The sequence below is a fragment of the Halomonas sp. BN3-1 genome, from assembly GCF_003056325.1.
GTDB classification, from domain to species: domain Bacteria; phylum Pseudomonadota; class Gammaproteobacteria; order Pseudomonadales; family Halomonadaceae; genus Halomonas; species Halomonas litopenaei.
Window position 1 is genome coordinate 220,924 of the sequence record NZ_PYVV01000003.1, and the last position, 18,877, is coordinate 239,800.

Annotated in this window: 14 protein-coding genes; 8 read left to right on the forward strand and 6 right to left on the reverse strand. The window is 65.6% G+C overall.

Annotated elements, in window-relative coordinates; genetic code table 11:
- Positions 1 to 25: 25 nt before the first annotated feature.
- Positions 26 to 961: a LysR family transcriptional regulator gene (locus C9F12_RS06030; RefSeq protein ID WP_108448288.1), complete on the reverse strand. Its 936-nt coding sequence runs from the start codon at positions 959 to 961 to the stop codon at positions 26 to 28.
- Between the two features lie 647 nt (positions 962 to 1,608).
- Here C9F12_RS06030 and C9F12_RS06040 point away from each other — a divergent pair.
- The 5 genes from C9F12_RS06040 (at position 1,609) to C9F12_RS06060 (ending at position 7,679) form a co-directional block, all read left to right on the forward strand.
- A complete protein-coding gene (locus C9F12_RS06040; protein WP_083970350.1) occupies positions 1,609 to 3,486 on the forward strand; it encodes a ligand-gated channel protein in 1,878 nt (625 codons plus the stop codon).
- A gap of 168 nt (positions 3,487 to 3,654) precedes the next feature.
- Positions 3,655 to 4,638: an ABC transporter substrate-binding protein gene (locus tag C9F12_RS06045; protein ID WP_240184184.1), complete on the forward strand. Its 984-nt coding sequence runs from the start codon at positions 3,655 to 3,657 to the stop codon at positions 4,636 to 4,638.
- A gap of 29 nt (positions 4,639 to 4,667) precedes the next feature.
- On the forward strand, positions 4,668 to 5,636 hold the full coding sequence (locus C9F12_RS06050) for an iron ABC transporter permease (RefSeq protein WP_275886753.1): 969 nt from the start codon (positions 4,668 to 4,670) through the stop codon (positions 5,634 to 5,636).
- A 101-nt stretch (positions 5,637 to 5,737) separates the two neighbouring features.
- The gene (locus C9F12_RS06055; protein ID WP_108448378.1) at positions 5,738 to 6,742 is read left to right on the forward strand and encodes an iron ABC transporter permease; all 1,005 of its coding nucleotides are present in this window, start codon (positions 5,738 to 5,740) and stop codon (positions 6,740 to 6,742) included.
- A 61-nt stretch (positions 6,743 to 6,803) separates the two neighbouring features.
- A complete protein-coding gene (locus C9F12_RS06060; protein WP_083970345.1) occupies positions 6,804 to 7,679 on the forward strand; it encodes an ABC transporter ATP-binding protein in 876 nt (291 codons plus the stop codon).
- A 365-nt stretch (positions 7,680 to 8,044) separates the two neighbouring features.
- On the opposite strand, the gene C9F12_RS06065 is transcribed toward C9F12_RS06060, so the two are convergent.
- Positions 8,045 to 8,647 (reverse strand): hypothetical protein, encoded by a 603-nt coding sequence (locus C9F12_RS06065; RefSeq protein WP_052704314.1) that lies wholly within the window; start codon positions 8,645 to 8,647, stop codon positions 8,045 to 8,047.
- Between the two features lie 384 nt (positions 8,648 to 9,031).
- Here C9F12_RS06065 and C9F12_RS06075 point away from each other — a divergent pair, with 384 nt between their 5' ends.
- Positions 9,032 to 10,735, forward strand: a complete 1,704-nt coding sequence (locus tag C9F12_RS06075) for a multidrug ABC transporter permease/ATP-binding protein (RefSeq protein WP_108448290.1) — start codon at positions 9,032 to 9,034, stop codon at positions 10,733 to 10,735.
- Positions 10,736 to 11,050: 315 nt separating this feature from the next.
- Positions 11,051 to 13,189 (forward strand): TonB-dependent siderophore receptor, encoded by a 2,139-nt coding sequence (locus tag C9F12_RS06080; RefSeq protein ID WP_345840276.1) that lies wholly within the window; start codon positions 11,051 to 11,053, stop codon positions 13,187 to 13,189.
- A gap of 195 nt (positions 13,190 to 13,384) precedes the next feature.
- On the opposite strand, the gene C9F12_RS06085 is transcribed toward C9F12_RS06080, so the two are convergent.
- The 4 genes from C9F12_RS06085 to C9F12_RS06100 all read right to left on the reverse strand — a co-directional run bounded on the left by C9F12_RS06085 (position 13,385) and on the right by C9F12_RS06100 (position 17,859).
- Entirely contained in the window at positions 13,385 to 13,951 is a 567-nt protein-coding gene (locus C9F12_RS06085; protein WP_108448291.1) for a peptide-methionine (S)-S-oxide reductase, read from the reverse strand.
- A gap of 50 nt (positions 13,952 to 14,001) precedes the next feature.
- Entirely contained in the window at positions 14,002 to 16,008 is a 2,007-nt protein-coding gene (gene fhuB, locus C9F12_RS06090; RefSeq protein ID WP_108448292.1) for a Fe(3+)-hydroxamate ABC transporter permease FhuB, read from the reverse strand.
- Complete coding sequence (locus tag C9F12_RS06095; RefSeq protein ID WP_240184185.1) at positions 15,995 to 17,023, reverse strand: iron-siderophore ABC transporter substrate-binding protein; 1,029 nt, start codon at positions 17,021 to 17,023, stop codon at positions 15,995 to 15,997. The genes fhuB and C9F12_RS06095 overlap by 14 nt, the downstream gene beginning before the upstream one ends.
- Positions 17,024 to 17,091: 68 nt before the next feature.
- Positions 17,092 to 17,859, reverse strand: coding sequence for an ATP-binding cassette domain-containing protein (locus tag C9F12_RS06100; protein WP_045992323.1), 768 nt, complete (start codon positions 17,857 to 17,859; stop codon positions 17,092 to 17,094).
- Positions 17,860 to 18,264: 405 nt separating this feature from the next.
- On the opposite strand from C9F12_RS06100, the gene C9F12_RS06105 reads away from it, so the two are divergent.
- On the forward strand, positions 18,265 to 18,876 hold the full coding sequence (locus C9F12_RS06105; RefSeq protein WP_045992322.1) for a superoxide dismutase: 612 nt from the start codon (positions 18,265 to 18,267) through the stop codon (positions 18,874 to 18,876).
- Position 18,877 lies beyond the last annotated feature (1 nt).

The window sequence follows — 18,877 nt, forward strand, 5'->3', positions numbered from 1 at the left end:
AACATGCAAGCAAGGCGGGAGGGGCTCACCCCGCCTGACGGCGGTGCAGGGCGGTGGTCTCCAGGGCTCGCCAGGCGTCCGGCACGGCGTCGCGCAGATGGTCGAGCAGGGCGCTGACCTTGCGCGGCTGATGGCCGAAACCGTAAAGCAGGGTCACCGGCAGCGGTGCCAGCGACCAGTCTTCCAGGCAGCGCACCAGTTCGCCGGGGTGATGGCGTTCGCGGGCTTCGGTGGTCCACACCGGCAGGATGCCGAGCCCGCGTCCCCGGGCGATGGCGTCGATATGCAGCATCGACTGGTCGACGCGAAAGCGTGACGCCGGTGGCTGGAAGTGCACCGTGCCGCCGTGACGGTGGGACAGGGTGATGCCGCCCTGACTGTCGCCCATCAGGTCGATCCAGGCGTGATGGCCAAGGGCGTCGGGAGCCTCCGGGGTACCGTGCTTCGCCAGATAGTCCGGATGAGCGTAGATGCCGCGCTCCAGCGCGCCGAGGCGCTCCTGGCGCAGGTTGCCCTCGTCGGTCTCGCCAAGCCATACGCAGATGCCCTGGAAGTCGGGATCCCGTGGTGCCGTTTCGCCGGTACTCAGCGTCAGGCGTATCGCCGGATGACGTTCCAGAAAGGTCTCCATCACGCCGCCCAGCCAGCTTCGCGTCAGGGTGCGATGGGCTTCGACATGAAGCTCGCCGCTGACGTCCTCGCGCAGGCTGTCCAGGGTGCGCTGACCCTGTTCGGCGAGTTCCAGGATTTCCCGACTGATCACGTAGTAGCGCTGTCCGGCCTCGGTGGGCAGGAGCTGGTTGGCCTGACGCTTGAGCAGCGGTTGGCCCAGCCGCGACTCGAGCTGGCTGATTCGCCGGCTCAAGGTCGACTTCGCCAGACCCAGTTGGATGGCGCTCTGGGTCAGGCTTCCGGTCTCCATGACGCGGTTGAAGGCAAGCAGTTCGTCGAGATCTGGCATGGCATCACGCAAGCGGGAAGAGGGGCAACACGAACCGCCAGTATGCCACGGGATCGTGCGGATGAAAATCATTCTCCCTTGTGCTGGCGGCCTCTACCGCATGCCCAGCCGTGCACTTCCTGCGCGTGGAGCGACGCAAGCCGGGGGGCGAGCGAATCAGGCAGGCAAGACAGGCAAGACAGGCAAGACAGGCAAGACAGGCAAGACAGGCAAGACAGGCAAGGCAGGCAAGGCAGGCAAGGCAGGCAAGGCAGGTAGGCCAGACAGGCAAGCCAGCTTCGGGAGGGGGTTGCGAGAGTTGCAACGTCACGTTCACGAGCAATTGTGCAACTTTGATGGAAGAATCTAAATGATAAATATTCACATTCATTGTTATGCGCAGGTCGCCTCGACCCAGGGCGGCGGTCCTGAAACGCCAGCCATTGCGCGTGCCACCGGGTGGCTTGCCACCCCTTTTCGGAGTCATGAAGAAGATGTTGCCTCAGCGCTTGTCAGCTCAACCTCTGTCATCTCGCAGCCTGTCTGCTCGTTGCCTGTCGCTTCACCCTCTGTCGCTGCACCCTCTATCGCTTCACATTCGCCGCCTGGCGGCGGGGCTGTCGGGGATCGCCCTGTGTGGCGCAGTGCCGGCGTTCGGCGCCGAAGACATGGCGCTTGATGACGTGGTGGTCACCGCCTCAGGCTTCGATCAGAGCGTGGCCGATGCGCCGGCCTCGATCAGCGTGGTGACCCGGGAGGATCTGGAAAAGCGCTACTACCAGGACGTCACCGACGCCCTACGTGACGTGCCCGGGGTGATCGTCACCGGCGGCGGCGGTGGCGACAACGGTTACGACATCAGCATGCGCGGCATGCCCGCGGAGTACACCCTGCTGCTGATCGACGGGCGCCGTGTCAGTACTCGTGAGACCCGCCCCAACGGCAGCGCCGGCTTCGAGCAGGACTGGCTGCCGCCACTGCAGGCCATCGAGCGCATCGAGGTGGTGCGTGGCCCCATGGCCACTCTTTACGGCTCCGATGCCATCGGTGGGGTGATCAACGTCATCACCCGCAAGGTGGCCGATGAGTGGCACGGCAACCTGCAGCTCGACACCATGCTGCAGGAAGACAGCGCGTCCGGCGACAGCCGTCAGGCCAACTTCTATACCTCTGGTCCGCTGGTCGAGGGGCTGGCCGGGCTGACCCTCTACGGCCGTGCGACCCAGCGCGATGAAGACAATATCCTCTATGGCTACGAGGACAAGCAGGTCCAGAGCCTGACCGCGAGGTTGTCGCTGACACCCAGCGTCAACCACGACCTGGCGCTGGAGGCCAGTCGTACCGAGCAGCAGCGCGAGGCGCTGGTGGGCAACAGCGTCGATCCGGACGGTTGTCGTGGCGGCTGTGAGGACAGCTTCGACGACTACACCCAGGAGTACGTCGCCCTGACCCATACCGGGCGTTTCTCCTTCGGCACCAGCGAGACCTATGTCCAGCGCGAGGTGTCCGAGAACGAGAGCCGCGAGATGGAGATCACCAACACCAACGCCAAGTCGAGCCTGGTGGTGCCGCTCGGTGCCCATATCGTCACCGTCGGCGCAAGCTTCGAGGAAGAGGAGCTGGACGATCGTACCTCGAACCAGATCTCGGATCTCACCAATGTCCGCAACAGCCAATGGGCGCTGTTCGCCGAGGACGAATGGATGCTGCTCGACGACTGGTCGCTGACCGGTGGCGTGCGCATGGATCATGACGAGAACTACGGCTCCGAGATCAGCCCACGGCTTTACAGTGTGTGGCACATGACCCAGGACTGGACCCTCAAGGGTGGCGTGTCCACCGGCTATCGCTCGCCGGACCTCAGGGAAATCACCCCGGACTGGGGCCAGGTCAGCCGCGGCGGTGACGTTTACGGCAACCCGGATCTCGAGCCGGAGACCTCGCTCAACAAGGAGCTGGGCCTTCTCTATAACGGGGCTGGCGGGTTGTCGGCCAGCGCCACGCTGTTCCATAACGACTTCGACGACAAGATCACGCGGATCGAGTGCCCGGCCGACGTCTGTACCGACGGCCCCAACCAGTTCGGCAGCAACCCCACCTATCGGGTCAACGTCGACGAAGCGGTCACCCAGGGGGTGGAGCTGTCGCTGTCGACGCCGCTTGGCGACTCGCTCGAGCTGTCGGCGAGCTACACCTACACCGACTCCGAGCAGAAGAGTGGCGAGTACGAGGGCGAGCCTCTGACTCAGCTGCCGGAGCACGAGTTCTCGGCCAGTCTCGACTGGGAGATCAACGATCGCCTGTCCCAGTGGACCCGGGTCACCTACCGTGGCGACGAGAGTCAGCCCACCACCGGCCCGTCCCAGAGTGAAATCGTCGCGCCGGACTACACCTTCGTCGACACCGGCCTCGGCTATCAGTTGACCGACGCCGCCCGCGTCAACGTCGGCATCTACAACCTGTTCGATGAAGACATCGACTACGACGAGTATGGCTACGTCGAGGATGGCCGCCGGCTGTGGCTGGGGCTGAACGTCGATTTCTGATCCCTGAGGGGCCAAGGGAAAGAAAGAGAATGCCTGTCCGCCATGATCGAACGCATCGTTGCGCGAGCTTGGACGAGAAGGGCAGGTATTCTCAAACGAGATTGATTACTATAAGCGTCAATAGTGATGCCCCGCCCCATTGCGGGGGAACCGACAAGGAAGATGAGCATGCGTGGAATGTCACCCCTGGCCCGAGGCGCCGTCGCGCTGGGCCAGAAAGTAGGCCCGGGGATTGGCCTGGCACTCGGACTCAGCCTGGTCACCCTGGGGGTGGCCAGCGCCCAGGAGGAACCTCGCGTCCTCGACACCGCCTTCGGTGAGGTCGAGATCCAGGGCCAGCCCGAGCGGGTTGTCACGCTCTACGAAGGGGCACTGGACACCTCCCTGACCGCCGGGGTGACGCCGCTTGGCGCGGTGGCGACCCGCGCCGCCGAGGACGTAGCCGACTACCTGAAGGATGAGGTGCCCGACATCCAGATCGTGGGCACCGCCGGCGAGGTCAATGTAGAGGCGGTTGTCGGGCTCGAGCCGGACCTGATCCTGGCTTCCTCGCGACTGTCCGAGGATACCTACGCGCTGCTGTCGCAGCTTGCCCCCACCGTGGTACCGGCGACCGAGGGCTTCGCCCCCGAGGCCTGGAAGGACGAGGCGCGGCTGTTCGGCAGGGCGCTGGGCCACGAAGGCGAGATCGATCGCGCCATCGAGACGGCCGAAGCGCGCGCCGCCGAGCTCGCTACTACCTTCGAGGCACAGACGTCCCAGGACAACGCCTTCCTGATTCGCTGGATGCCCCAGGGGCCGCTGGTGATGTCCACCGAGCTTTTCACCACTGGCCTGCTCGCCGCCGCCGGCCTCGACGTCCAGGACGATCAGCTGGTGCCGCAGGGACGGCCCCACAGCGACCCGCTGAGCCTGGAGGCGCTGTCCCGGGTCGACGGTGACTGGCTGTTTGTCGCGACCCTGGACGCCAACGGGGCCGAGGCGCTGGATCAGGCGATGCAGAGCGACGCCTTCAAGCGTCTGGCGGTGGTCGGCAACGACCGTGTGGTGGCGGTGGACGGCCAGTTGTGGACCAGTGCCAGCGGTCCCATCGCTGCCCAGGCGGTGCTCGATGACATCGAGCAGGCCCTGGAGGGCGTCGTGACACCGTGAGTGCAGAGCGCAGCTTACCCGCAGGAATCCTGTTCGGCCTTGTCGTTCTGCTTGGGCTCGCCATCATGGCGAGCCTTGTCGTGGGTGCCGGGGAGATCGGCCCGGTGCCGTCGTTTCAGGCGCTGCTGGGCCTGGGCAGCGAGGAGGCACGCTTCGTGGTGTGGGACCTGAGGCTGCCGCGGACCCTGGTCGGCCTGGTGGTCGGGGTGGCGCTGGGCGTCTCCGGCACCCTGCTGCAGTCGATCACCCGCAATCCCCTGGCTGAGCCGGGCCTGCTCGGCGTCAGCGCCGGCGCCGCCTTTGCCGTCGCGCTGATGTTGCTGCTGGGTGGCAGCCTGCTGGAGCTGCGCATCGGCGTGGCCCAGCTGGGGGCCTTGCTCGGCTGTCTGTGCGTGCTCGGGGTCAGCCGCATCCGTGGGCTCGGCGCCGATCCGGTGCGCCTGGTGCTGGCGGGGGCGGCCTTTTCGGGGCTGCTTGGCGCGATGACCTCGTTGATCCTGATCACCGACCGGCGCGCCGCCGACGAGATTCGTTTCTGGGTGGTGGGTAGCCTGTCGGGACGGCGGCTCGACGACCTGCTGGCGGTACTGCCAAGCATGGCGCTGGCGGCGCTGGTGCTGGTGATGGTGGTGCGGCCGCTGGCCAGCCTGGCGCTGGGCGAGCGCGCCAGCGCCGGTCTCGGTCACCATCCGGGGCGACTGCGGCTATTGGCCATCCTGATCGTCGCCCTGCTGGTGGGCGGGGCCACCGCCATCGCCGGGCCGATCGCCTTCGTCGGCCTGGTGGTGCCCTTTATCGCCCGTGCCATCGCCGGCCCGGAGCTGCGTCGCACCCTGTGGCTGTGCCTGCCGCTGGGGCCTCTGCTGGTGCTGACCGCCGACGTGATCTCGCGCCGCCTGGTGGCGCCCTCGGAGATGCCGCTGGGGGTGCTGACCGCGCTATGCGGGGCGCCGGTGCTGATCAGCGTCGTTCGCGCCCGCCGTCTGCCGAGCCTGTGACTATGCTGGATGATCGTTGCTTGTCTGCCGCCGCCACCCGCTCGTCGGATGAATATCGCGACTGTCACGGCCGCCGCGATGCCAGCGCTACCCCCGACGGCATGTGGCTGCTGCGCAGTGGGCGGTTCAGCCTGCTGGTCGATCGACGCCAGCTTTTCGGCGCCCTGTTGCTCGCTGTCTTGCTGGTCGGGGCGAGCCTGGCCTATCTGTGCCTCGGCGAGAAACCGCTGTCGCCGGGTAAAATCTGGGCGGTCATCAATGGACAGGGCGCGATGCTCGATACCTTCGTGGTGGAACAGTTACGCCTGCCACGGCTGTTGGCGGCGCTTGCCAGCGGCGCCGCCTTCGGGCTGTCGGGCTGCCTGATGCAGACGCTGGCGCGCAACCGTCTGGCCACGCCCGGCATCATCGGCATCGACAACGGTGCCACCGCCTTTGCGGTGGCCTCGGTGGTGGGGATGGGCTTGAGCCTGGCGCCTTCTGCCATGGCGTTGACCGGGGCAGCCACCGCAGCGGCCCTGACTTTCGGTCTGGCCGCCGGGGGCGGTGCCAAGGGCTATCGCTTTATCGTCGCCGGCATCGGCGTCGGGGCGATCTTCGCCGCGGTGACCCAGCTGATACTGTCGCGTGCCGCCATCGATGCGGCCAACGCCGCCTACCCCTGGACCGTGGGCACCCTGAACTCACGGCCGGCCGGAGCCGTCGTCGTTCTCGCCATCGGTCTTGCGCTGCTCACCCCGGTGGCGCTGTGGCTGTCGCGCTCGCTTAGCCTGATGCGTTTCAGCGACGCCGTGGCACTCGGCCTGGGAACGCCGCTCAGGCGTCGCAGGCTGCAGGTACTGGTGGTATCGGTGGCGTTGACGGCGCTGGCGGTATCGGTGGCGGGGCCGGTCGGCATGGTGGGGCTTTTGGGTCCGGAAATCGCGCGCCATCTGTGCGGCAACCGTCAGGTCCCGCTGACCGGTGCGGCCCTGGCCGGGGCGGCGGTGATGGTGCTGGCCGACCTGGCGGGACGATTGATGCTGGCGCCGCTGGAGCTGCCGGTGGGCATCGTCACCGCCGTGGTCGGTGGCCCCTGGCTTCTGTGGATACTGATTCGCCGCTGAATTCATATTGACCCGCTCCCGGGCCAATGGTGGCCGGGGGCGCTTGTGCAAGGGGACCTTGATGTCACTGACGCTGTCTTCACGATCCGATGGAATTCCCCGGGCCGAGGTGGCTTCGCACCCGGATTCGGGCCAGCAGCGGGACACCGCAGTGCCGCATCCCTATGTGGTCGAGGATCTGGTGCTCTGCCACGGCCGTCACAAGGTCATCGATGGTCTCGACCTGACGATCCCGCGGGGCAAGCTCACCGCCATCGTCGGCCCCAACGGCTGCGGCAAGTCGACGCTGCTGGCCGGGCTGTCCCGCCTGCATGCACCAAGTGGCGGGCGCGTCTGGCTCGAAGGCCAGGACCTCAAGCGGTTTGCGGCGCGCAAGCTGGCCCGCTGCATCGCCCTGTTGCCCCAGGAAGCGTCGGCCCCGGAGGGGCTGAGCGTCAGCGACCTGATTCGCTTCGGGCGCCAGCCCCACCAGGCCTGGTATCGCCAGTGGAGCGAGGAGGACCAGGCGGTGGTGGCGCGCGCCATCGCCGCGGCGGGGCTTGAGGACCTGGCCGAACGCGCCCTCGATACCCTGTCCGGCGGTCAGCGCCAGCGCGCCTGGATCGCCATGACCATCGCCCAGCAGACACCGATCATTCTGCTCGACGAGCCCACCTCGGCGCTGGATCTGGGTCACCAGCTGGAGGTCTTCGAACTGCTGCATCGGCTGGTGGAGCGAGGGCGTACGGTGATCATGGTGGTCCACGATCTTTCCAGCGCCTGCCGCTACGCCGATCACCTGGTCGCCATGCGCGATGGGCGCCTGGTGGCAGAGGGCGAGCCGGAAAAGGTGGTGACGCCGGCACTGGTCAGGCAACTCTACGACGTGGACTGCTCGCTGGTGGAAGACCCGCTGACCGGCAAGCCATTGCTGGCAGGGCTTAGTCGGAGGGCCTAGGGCTTGTCTGAAAAGTGCCTGCGCTCGGTAATACGGCGTTAAAAATCGGATCAACATGCTCATTTACACCCCGTAAACTGCGCTGTCTCACCGATTTTTGCCTTGTCTAACCTTCGCTCGTCGACTTTTCGGACAGCGCCTAGTTGGCGCGAGGCCTAGTCGCCAGGTCTTGGTCGGCAGGGCCTGGTTGGCGCGAGGCATAGTCGGCGCGAGGAATAGTCGGCGGCGGGTCATGGTTGGCGGGGCCGAACGGAAATGCAGGCCTTGAGGGAAGCGAATTCGGGGAGCCAGACGCAACACACCCGGCGCGAAGGCCGGGTGTGTTCTCTGGCTGACGGGCGCTGCCCGTCAGCTTCGGATCGCTCTTAGTTGGTAGCGTCCTGAGCGGCGTCCTGGGCATTGTCGCCCGCGCCTTCGATGGCGTTGCCAGCGCTGGTCAGAGCGTTGGCGGTAGCAGACTTGGTGGTCTGCCAGGCGCTCTGGGCGCCTTCCTTGGTGTCCATCCAGGCCTGCTGAACGCTGGACTTGGTCTGGTTCCACCAGGTGTCGGTGTATTCGGGCAGCTGGGACACCTCGTCCTGAGTCATGTCCAGATGAACGCTGTACTCGATGTTGTCGAGGCTGTCGCCGTTGGCAGTCTGCACGGTGAAGTTGCCGGTTTCGACCACATACTCGCTGCCGCCGAGGTCAAGCAGGTCGCCCGCTTCGACGACGATGGCGCGGACCTTCATGTCATTGTCGAGAAGGATGTCCTCGACTTCGCCCACTTCATCCTCGCTCGAACCCTTGGCGAAAACGTCGGCGTCCATCAGCTCATCGGCGGAGTAGAGGCCCTGAGCCTGCTGCTGGTTACCGGCGCCATTATTCTGAGCGGTGTTCTGCTCGGCGAAGGCGTTGGTGCCCACGGCCATGGTGCCGGCGAAGACGGTGCTTGCGATAGCGGTAGTCAGCAGATTCTTGCGGATCATTCCATTTCTCCTTCTCGCGGATGGTTCCAGCGATGTCATCGGTCGCAGCGGGTTCCTGTGCTGCGACTTGCGATGTTGCACGAATCATTGTGGAGGTTATGTACAAGATTTCAAGCCAGTCTTGTGAAAGAAACATGCAAGGCTCTGTTGCCTATCGATGACGCCACCACAGAGCTTGTTTCAAACGTGCTCGAGAGAGCCGACCTGGCGCTATTTCAGGGATGGTCCCTGTTTGAAAAGTCAGGTGCGCATGCGGCTTTCCATGGTGTGTTGCCTCTGGGACAATACCGGCCCCTTGTCCGCATTATCATGGCCAGGGCGACGATCGACACCGTATAAGCGGTGCGAAAGCGCCGTCTGGCCCGCCCCTCGAGGTCCTGTTTCGTGGAATTGTTGAGCGTCGTCTTTCGTCATTATCGCTGGCCCTTTATCGGCGTCATGCTGCTGAGCCTTGCCAGTGCCGGACTGGGTATCGGCGCCATCGCCTTTATCAACCGCCGCTTGATCGAGGTGTCCGGAGATGCGCTCGGCGTGCTGCCGCAGTTTCTCGGGGTGATCGTGGCATTGCTGGCCGTGACTCTGGCCTCTCAGCTGGCCTTGACCACTCTGGGTCATCATTTTGTCTATGGCCTGAGAGGCCGTCTGGTCAAGCAGATCCTCGATACCGATATCGAGCGCCTCGAACGCCTGGGCAGCGCCGAATTACTGGCCAGTCTGTCCAGCGATATCCGCAATATCACCATCGCTTTCGTACGCCTGCCCGAGCTGGTTCAGGGCATCGTGCTGACGCTGGGCTCGGCGTTGTATCTCGGCTGGCTGTCCCCCGGACTGCTGTTGGTCACCGCGCTGTGGGTCACGCTGACCATGGCAGGAGGGGCCTGGCTGGTAGGGCGGGTCTACCGCCATCTGGCCCAGGTTCGTGCGACCGAAGATTCGCTCTATCGCGACTATCAGGCGGTCATCGATGGACGCAAGGAACTGGCGCTCAATCGCGCCCGGGCGAGAGCCCTGTTCGAGGAGACCTATGATCGTGATGCCCGCCGCTATCGTCACCACGTCATCCGCGCCGACACCTATCACCTGAGCGCGGTCAATGTCTCCAATATCATGATGCTCGGCGCCATCGGGGTGGTGTTCTATCTGGCCAATGGGCTTGGCTGGGCCACCACCGAGGTGGCGGCAACCTTCTCGTTGACCTTGTTGTTCCTGCGCACCCCGCTGATCTCGGCGGTGGGCGCACTGCCGACGCTGCTAAGCGCCCAGGTGGCCTTCGACAAACTGCGTGGACTCGATCTGGCCGAGGCCAAGGGCGACTTCGGCGTGCAGGAGGCAGATGGCGAGCGTTGGCAGCGGTTGCACCTTGAAGGCGTGGCCTTTCGCTACCCCGAGCCCGCTAAAGCGGCCGACGAAGAAGACGGGGCAGGGCGAGCGTCGAAAGGCCCGGGCTTCGCCGTGGGGCCGCTGGACCTGACCCTGCGGCGTGGCGAGCTGGTATTTCTGATCGGCGGCAACGGCAGCGGCAAGTCGACCCTGGCGAAGCTGCTGACCGGTCTCTACCGGCCCCACCAGGGGCGTCTCTTGATCGACGACCAGGAGGTGGGGGCCAATGAGCTGGGCGCCTATCGCCAGCGCTTTTCCGCGGTGTATACCGACTTCCACCAGTTCGACACCCTGATAGGCCCTGGCGGTGACAAGGCCGACCCCGCGCTGGTCGAGGACTGGCTCGAGTACCTGGCGATGCGCGAGAAGCTTCACTTCGACGGCCAGCGGGTCACCAACCCGGAGCTGTCCCAGGGGCAGCGCAAGCGGCTGGCACTGTTGATGGCGGTGGCCGAGGAGCGAGATATCCTGCTGCTCGACGAATGGGCCGCCGACCAGGACCCGCAGTTCCGACGGGTGTTCTATCGTGAGCTACTGCCGCGACTCAAGGACATGGGCAAGACGGTGTTCGCCATCAGCCACGACGACCACTACTTTCAGCACGCCGACCGGTTGTTCGAGATGCGCTCGGGGCAGCTTGTCGAACTCACCGGGTCCAGCCGCGAGGCTGCCAGTCGTGACGCCGTGGCCCGGCTCGATCCGCTGTAGGGCGATTCGCTCAGCCGGTAGAGCGCTCTCGCCACCATCCAGCGATTCGTTCACAACCCCTGCCTGACATCCTTGGGCCCCGTCCATGGCTGGCTCGGGCCTTCGCCTGCCTGCGGTTGACGGGACGCTCTGGTGTCGCTGATGGCGCGAGGTGGTTTCGCAGTCCTTGATCGACATCGGCCTTTGGCGGGATTTCTGTAAATGAAAGCTGGTCTTGATTGCGTGTAAAAATGAAAACAATTAGCATATCGAGCATGTTTCACGAACGTTCAACGTCGTTCGTTGTCGTCTTCGATGCGCTCCGAGGCCTACCGCATGCAACCCGCCAGTCCCCGTCCATCCGCCAGCCCACGGTTCACTGACTTCCTGCCCGGTAGTCCTGTCTCCCGTCGCCCGCTTGCCATCGCCGTGCGCCTCGCGCTGGGGCTGGCCCCGCTTGCCGGGGCGGGGATGGCGTTTGCCCAGGAGGAGGCGGTCACCGAGGTGACGAGCGACACCATGGTGGTGAGCACCTCGGCGCTGAAGGTCGAGACCCCGGTGCTCGAGACGCCTCGTGCTACCTCCCAGGTCTCCCGCGAGGAACTCGATAACCGCCAGGTCAACAAGTACGACGAGGTGCTGCGCTACCGCAGCGGTGTGGTATCCCAGCCGTTCGGCCAGGACAACAAGGCCGAGTGGTTCTATATTCGCGGCTTCAATGGCGAGGACTCACTGTACCAGGATGGCCTGCGTCAGTTTCGTGAGGGCGGCTACTTCTGGTGGAGCACCGAGACCTTCGGCCTCGAGAGCGTCGAACTGCTCAAGGGGCCGGCCTCGATCCTCTATGGCGAGGCGCCTCCCGGGGGTGTCATCAACGCCATCAGCAAGCGTCCCACCGACGAGCCTCAGGGGCTGATCGAATTGCAATACGGCAGCGACGACCACGAGCAGGTGGGCGTCGACGTCTCGGGGCCTGTGGCAGGGCGCGATGATGTGCGCTATCGCATGGTCGGACTGTTCCGCGAGAATGATGGCCAGATCGAGGACACCGACAATCAGCGGGTCTATCTGGCGCCGAGCCTGGAGCTCGATCTGTCGCAGGATACCAGCGTCACCTTCCTGGCCAGCTACCTGAAGGACCACGGCACGCCTACCAACGGCTTCAAGCTGCCCTACGGCACCGTGGATAACACCCCCTTCGGCAAGCTCGACCCCGAGGACAACCTGGGAGAGCCGGACTACGAGCGCCAGGAACACGAGCAGTGGGCGCTGGGCTACGAACTGTCCCACCGTCTCGACGATACCTGGGACATCGAGCAGAACTTCCGCTACAGCCACCTGGACCTGCTCGAGCGCGACGTCTATGTGTCCTACCTGCTGGACGACCGCAACGCCCAGCGCGGCCTGACCTATCGCGACGGCGACTTCGACGCGGTCACGGTGGATACCCGCGCCATCGGCCGCTGGTACAGCGATCGCACCGAGAACACCCTGCTGGTCGGCGTCGACTACCAGGATCTGGATATCGACTACGACAACTACGACGACTTCGCCTTCGGTTCGCCTTTCGACATCTTCGATCCGGAGTACGGAAACTTTACCCCGAGTTCCAGAAACGGAACCGATCACGAGGAAGGCAAGGAACAGCTCGGCTTCTATGCCCAGAACCAGCTTCGCCTGGATGACCGCTGGATCTTCCTGGCCGGCCTGCGTCATGACAGCGTGGACGTGACCAACCGCATCGATGGTGAGGATAACGGTGGCGGCAGCGAGGACGAGACCACCTTCTCCGGTGGCGTGATGTACCTGGGTGACTACGGCATCTCGCCCTACTTGAGCTACAGCGAGTCCTTCTCACCGCAGATCGGCACCGATCCGGATGGTCGCGCCTATCGTCCCAGCGAGGGCGAGCAGTGGGAAGTCGGCGTCAAGTATGCCCCGGACTGGCTGGATGGCTATATCACTGCTGCCGTGTTCGACCTCGAGGAAAGCGATACCCTCTATACCAGTGGTGAGTCGGCCAACCGCCAGGGCGGTGAGCGCGAGTCTCAGGGTTTCGAGATCGAGGGGGTGGGCTATGTCACCGACGACCTCAAGGTCACCGCCGCCTACACCTATACCGACGTACGCGTCGATATCAGTCGTGAGGAGCGCGACCTGCGCGCCGGCCTGATCCCGCGTAACCAGGCCTCGTTGTGGTTGGACTATGCGGTCCCCGGCGCCTTGCACGGTCTGAACCTGGGGGGCGGTGTGCGCTATGTGGGCGAGACCAAGGACAGCCCGCGCTACTCTGATGCCACGGTGGACTCCTACACCCTGTGGGACGCCAAGGTCAGCTATGACATCACGCCCCAGTGGACCGCCCAGGTCAACGTCAACAACCTGACCGACGAAGAGTACGTTTCAGGCTGCGAATACTGGTGCTACTACGGCGAGGAGCGCAGCGTGGTCGGCAGCATCAAGTACCGCTTCTGATCCAGTGGCGGGCTTCCAGCCCCGCTGATCAACTCTCTGAATCGAGACGCCCGACCGGTTTTCCTGGTCGGGCGTCTTGGCATGGAGGCTGCCGGTAGAAGGGCTGCGGGCCTAGGCGGGGCGAGTGCTATCGCTATTCCTATCTTTCTATAGCCATATCTCTCTATCTTTCTATCTTTCTATCTCTCTATCTCTCTAGCCCAGGCCCCGGCCGCCCTCCGTCGTTACCCCGGCCCGGGCCAGGCGCTCGTCGTCGGCGACGTCGCTAAAGCGCTCGAGCAACAGCTTGAGTTTTGGGGTGATCCAGCGTTCGCAGAAGGGCCGCGACGGGTCACTGTAGAAGTAGTCCTGGTAGTCCTCCTTCGAGGCGCGAAAGTCCACCAGCGGCAGTACTCGGGTGAGAAGGGGCGCGTCGAAGTCATCCTGCAACTGGGCCAGGGTGTCTCGAGCAGAAGCTGCCTGAGACTCGGTCAGCACATAGACCGCCGAGCGATAGCGGTCGCGGCGCTGGTGGTCTGCGGTGGCCCGGTGGGTGTAAAGGTGGATCTCGATCAGCACGTCCAGGGGCAGGCGAGAGGGGTCATAGTCCACCACCACGGCTTCATGAAAGTCCGAGTGCTCGCCGTCGGCGGCGACCCAGCCCTGGTGGACGGATTCGACCCCGCGCAGCGACTGATAGACCGCCTCCAGGCACCAGTAGCAGCTACCGCCGAGGGCCAGGCGGGCGAGGGAAGGGCGGAGCAGGGGCAGGCTGTCGTGCATCGGGATTCTCTCGTTGGCGGAGCGGCTTTGTCACCGAAGACGCCTTTAGCTTACAACTTTCGCAACCCCCACATGAAGTAGCTGCCGCCGATCAGCGAGGCGACCAGGCCTGCCGGGATCTCTTGGGGAAACAGCAGCTGGCGGCCGACCCAGTCGGCCAGCACCATCAGCAGCGCCCCGATCAGCGCCGCCCCGGCCAGGTGCGCGCGAGCCCGGGACAGCCCCATCAGACGCGCCATATGAGGCGCCAGCAGGCCGACAAAGGACAACGGACCGACGATCAGAGTGGCCACCGCAGTCAGTATCGCCACCGTCGCCAGCAGGCCCAGGCGGGCACGCTCGACGTGGATCCCGAGTGCCTTGGCGGTGGCAGCGCCCAGCGGCAGGATATCCAGCCAGCGAGTCAGGGCCTGGGCGGCGACGGCGGCCAGCGCCCCGATACCTAGTACCACCAGCGCCGAGACCGGGTCGACGTAGTAGGTCGACCCTGACAGCCAGGCGATGACCTGCTGGCCACGTGGGTCTCCGCCGGCCAGCACGATGGAGCGCACCGCGTCGAACAGCGCGGTGATCGCCACGCCGCTGAGCAGCAGGCGTTCTGGTTGGAAGCCGCTGGCGCGATTGAGCGCCACCAGCACGCCGAGCACGACCAGCGCGCCGACGGTGCCGGCGCCCACCAGCGTCAGGTTGCTCGGCGCTGGCACCAGGAAGATGGTGAGAATCAGCGCAATCGCCGCACCACCGCTGATGCCCAGCAGTTCCGGGCTCGCCATGGGGTTGGCGGTGACTCGCTGGATCAGGGTGCCGGCGATGGCCAGCAGGGCGCCGCTACCGGCGGCGGCGAAGATGCGCGGCCAGCGCCAGTCGAGAACGTCACCGTCGAGGCTCGACGACCAGCCGCTGTTGGACTGGCCGATCAGAATGCCGGCCAGGGCCGCCAGGGCCAGCAGCACGGCGAGCACCAGCAGCAGGCGCCCTGGTGCCTCGGCACGCAGGGCCTGCGGGTTCGAGCTGGGCGGTGGACGCCGGGCGGTCAGGCGCAGGCGCGGGATCAGCCACAGCAGCAGCGGTGCCCCCAGGGCGGCGGTGGTCGCCCCGGTGGGCAGCAGGGTAGGCAGGGCGTCGACGCCGCCCTGGAGCACCAGGTCGGTGATCGCCAGCAGCAGCGCGCCGAACGCGATCGACCAACCCAGCCGCGCCGGCAGACGCCGGGCGCCGGCCATGCGCGCGATATTGGGCGCCGCCAGGCCGATAAAGCCGATGATGCCGACCACCGCCACCACACAGCCGGTGATGAAGACCGCGAGCCCCAGCCCGCCCAGGCGCAGCCACTTGAGCGAGACGCCGAGGCTGCGTGCGCTGGCGTCATCCAGTTCCAGCAGCGCCAGCGGGCGCAGCAGCCAGATGGCCAGGGCGCCGGCGATCGCCAGACGCGGCAACAGGTAAAGCGCGCCGTCCCAGCCGTTCTGGGCCAGCGAGCCGGCGCCCCACACCAGCACCCCCTTGAGCGCCTCCTGGTTGAACAGCAACAGCACCACCGCCAGGGCGCCGAAGTAGAGGTTGACCACCAGGCCGCCGAGTACCACGACGCCGGGTGACAGGCCGCGGCGCCAGCCGAGGGCGAACACCAGACCCATGGCCAGGCCACCGCCGGCCAGCGCCACCCACTCGCGGCCCAGCACCAGCAGGCCAGGCGCCATCAGGGTGGCGACCATCAGTGCCAGGTTGGCGCCGCTGGCCACCCCCAGGGTAGTGGGGGCGGCCAGTGGATTGCGCAGCACCTGCTGCATCAGCACCCCGGCCAGCCCCAGGGCGCCGCCGGCGCTCAGCGACATCACCAGGCGCGGCCACCAGCTATAGTGCAGCACCAGCGTATTCGGGTCTGACGGGGCGGTGGCGCCGAGCGCCCCTGAATCGGTCAGGGCAGCAAGCGCCGCCTGTGGGCCGCCCAGCTCGGCCAGGGAGTAGAAGGCGGCCAGCGTGCAGGCCACCGCCAGCACCAGGCCGGTGATGCCCAGCGCGGTGGTACGGCGGGCGCGGGATTCAGCGGCGAGCATCGGTATTTCCTTGTGCCTGATCCGGTGTGGTGGCCTGTTCGCTGGTGTCGCGAGCGCTGGTGCCGAGAGTGTGGGTATCGGAAGCGCTGGTGCCGGGAGCGCTGGTGTCGGGGGGGCTAGTATCGGGAGCGCTGGTATCTGGCATGTTGCTGGAGAGGGCGTCACCCAGCAGGGTGGCAAAGCGCCTGGCCGAGGGCAGGGCGCCGAAGCTCCACACCGGTGGCAGGGTGACGACGTCGTCGCGCTGGACGCTGCCCAGATGGCGCCACAGGCCACTGTCGGCCAGCGCCTCGCGGACCCCGGCGATATAGGGTTCGACCACCACGATGCGGGCCTCGGGATAGTTGGCCAGCTGTTCGATGCCGATCAGGCTGAAGCCCCAGGCGTTGGTGGTGCCCTGCCAGGCGTTGGTCAGGCCCATGCGCTTCAGCACCGCCTGGTAGAGGCTGTGCTCACCGAACAGGCGCACGTGGCGTTCATCCATGAACTGGAGCAGCAACAGCGGGCGGGTGTCCTCGGGCAGTCGAGCGGCGATGTCCGCGATGTAGGCCTCGGTCTCCTCGATCAGCGCCTCGGCGGCGTTTTCGCGATCCACCAGTTGGCCGAGCTGTCGGGTCAGCGCCAGAGACTGCGACCAGAAGGTGCCCTCGCCGCTGTACATGGCGAGCTGCTTGACCTCGGCGATCGATGAAAGGCGCGGCGCCAGGTTGGCGAACATCGGCGAGATCACGATGGCGTCGGGGTCGAGTTCGGACAGCAGTTCCAGGTTCGGTTGGGTACGCAGGCCGATGTCGGTGGCACCTGGCGGCGCCTCGAGCCCCACCCAGCTTTCGTAGTCGTCGACCTGGGCCAGCGCCACCGGTGGCGCGTCAAGTGCGATCAGCGTCTCGGCCAGGGTCCAGTCCAGGCTGGCGATACGCGGCGCGGCACTGGCCGGAGACGCCAGCAGCCAGGCCGACAGCGCCAGCCACGCCAGGCTATGGCAACGACCCGAGCGAAAAAGGCCAGAACGCAAGCGCAGGGAAGCCAGGGACACCAGAGAAGGGCGGACAGTCAGAGCACGGCGGACATTCAAGGACAACCTCATTGCACCAGCGCCACCGCGTGTTCGCCGGAGGGATGGGGCATCACCTGCATCGGCACGCCGTAGATGTCCTCGAGCAGGTCGCCGGTCATCAGCGTCTGCGGGTCGCCTTCGGCGATGACGCGGCCGCTGTGCAGGGCGACCAGGCGATCACAGAAGCGTGAGGCCATGTTGATGTCGTGCAACACGATGACCACGCCCAGGTCGAGCTCCCGCGACAGCTTGCGTACCAGGGTCATCACTTCCACCTGATGGGCGATATCCAGCGCCGCCAGTGGCTCGTCGAGCAGCAGCAGGCGGCTGCCCTGGGCCAGCAGCATGGCCAGCCACACCCGGGTGCGTTCGCCGCCGGACAGGGTGTCCACCAGGCGATCGGCAAAGCCCTCGGTGTGGGTCAGCGCCATGGCTCGGGCCACGTGTTCGTGATCGTCGCGCCGCGAGCGACCCAAGAGCCCCTTCCAGGGGTAACGACCAAAGGCGATCAGCTCGCGACAGGTCAGGCTTTCGGCACTGGGCAGGTGTTGCGGCAGATAGGCCACTTCGCGGGCGAAGGCGCGGCGACCCCAGGCTTCGAGCGGCTGGCCGTTGAACAGGATGCGCCCCTCGCTGGCCGGCTGTTGCTGAGCCATCAGCTTGAGCAGAGTCGACTTGCCGGAGCCGTTGTGGCCGATCAGTCCGTGGACCCGGCCGGCATCGAAGCTCAGGCTGGTCGGCGACAGCAGGGTCTTGCCCGGGATCGCGAAGGAAGCGGACTGAAGATCGAACATGAAGACGGCTCCGCTGGGTGACTGGGGCAGGGTGGCTTGGGCTGGCTGGTCCGGGCAGGCTGGTCCGGGCGACCGGGCAGGAAAGATAATGGATAGGAATGGTTATCAATTTGTTTGTTATTGTCAATGATGCACGTCAGGGAGGCGTTGCGCTGAAAGACAATTGATCAACCCTTGTAGAAGGGGCGTAAAGGATGACACCCTATGGTCCACGACATCGGGCCTCTTCAACGGCGGCAGGGATGCCGACACCGCCAGGCGGGCAATGCGTTTGGCGTGGCGCACGCTAGCGAGAAGAACGCGTCTTGCCTATAGTATGAGGCCCACGATGACGTAAGCTGGTGAGTGGGATACGATTATCCCCCCTGAACCCAGCCCAATTTCGACAAGGAAGGAGGTATCACCATGGCACATACTCTGCCGGAACTGCCCTACGCCTACGACGCACTGGAACCCTCCATTGATGCGCTGACCATGGAGATCCACCATTCTCGTCACCACAACACCTACGTCACCAACCTCAACGGCGCCCTGGAAGGCACCGGTCTCGAGGATCTGCCGGTCGACGAGCTGATCTCCAACCTGGAGCGTCTGCCGGAAGACAAGCGCCAGCCGGTCATCAACAACGGCGGCGGTCACTCCAACCACTCGCTGTTCTGGACCGTGATGTCCCCGAACGGTGGTGGCGACCCCAAGGGCAAGGTCGGTGAGGCCATCGAGAAGGAACTGGGCGGCTTTGACGCCTTCAAGGATGCCTTCACCAAGGCCGCGCTGGGCCGCTTCGGCTCTGGCTGGGCCTGGCTCTCCGTCACTCCGGACGGCGCCCTGGTGGTGGAAAACACCCTGAACCAGGACAGCCCGCTGATGCACGGCAACACGCCGGTGCTGGGTCTGGACGTGTGGGAGCACGCCTACTACCTGAAGTACCAGAACAAGCGTCCCGACTACATCGCCGCCTTCTTCAACGTGGTGGACTGGGACGAAGTCGAGCGTCGCTACCAGGCCGCCACTGCCTGAG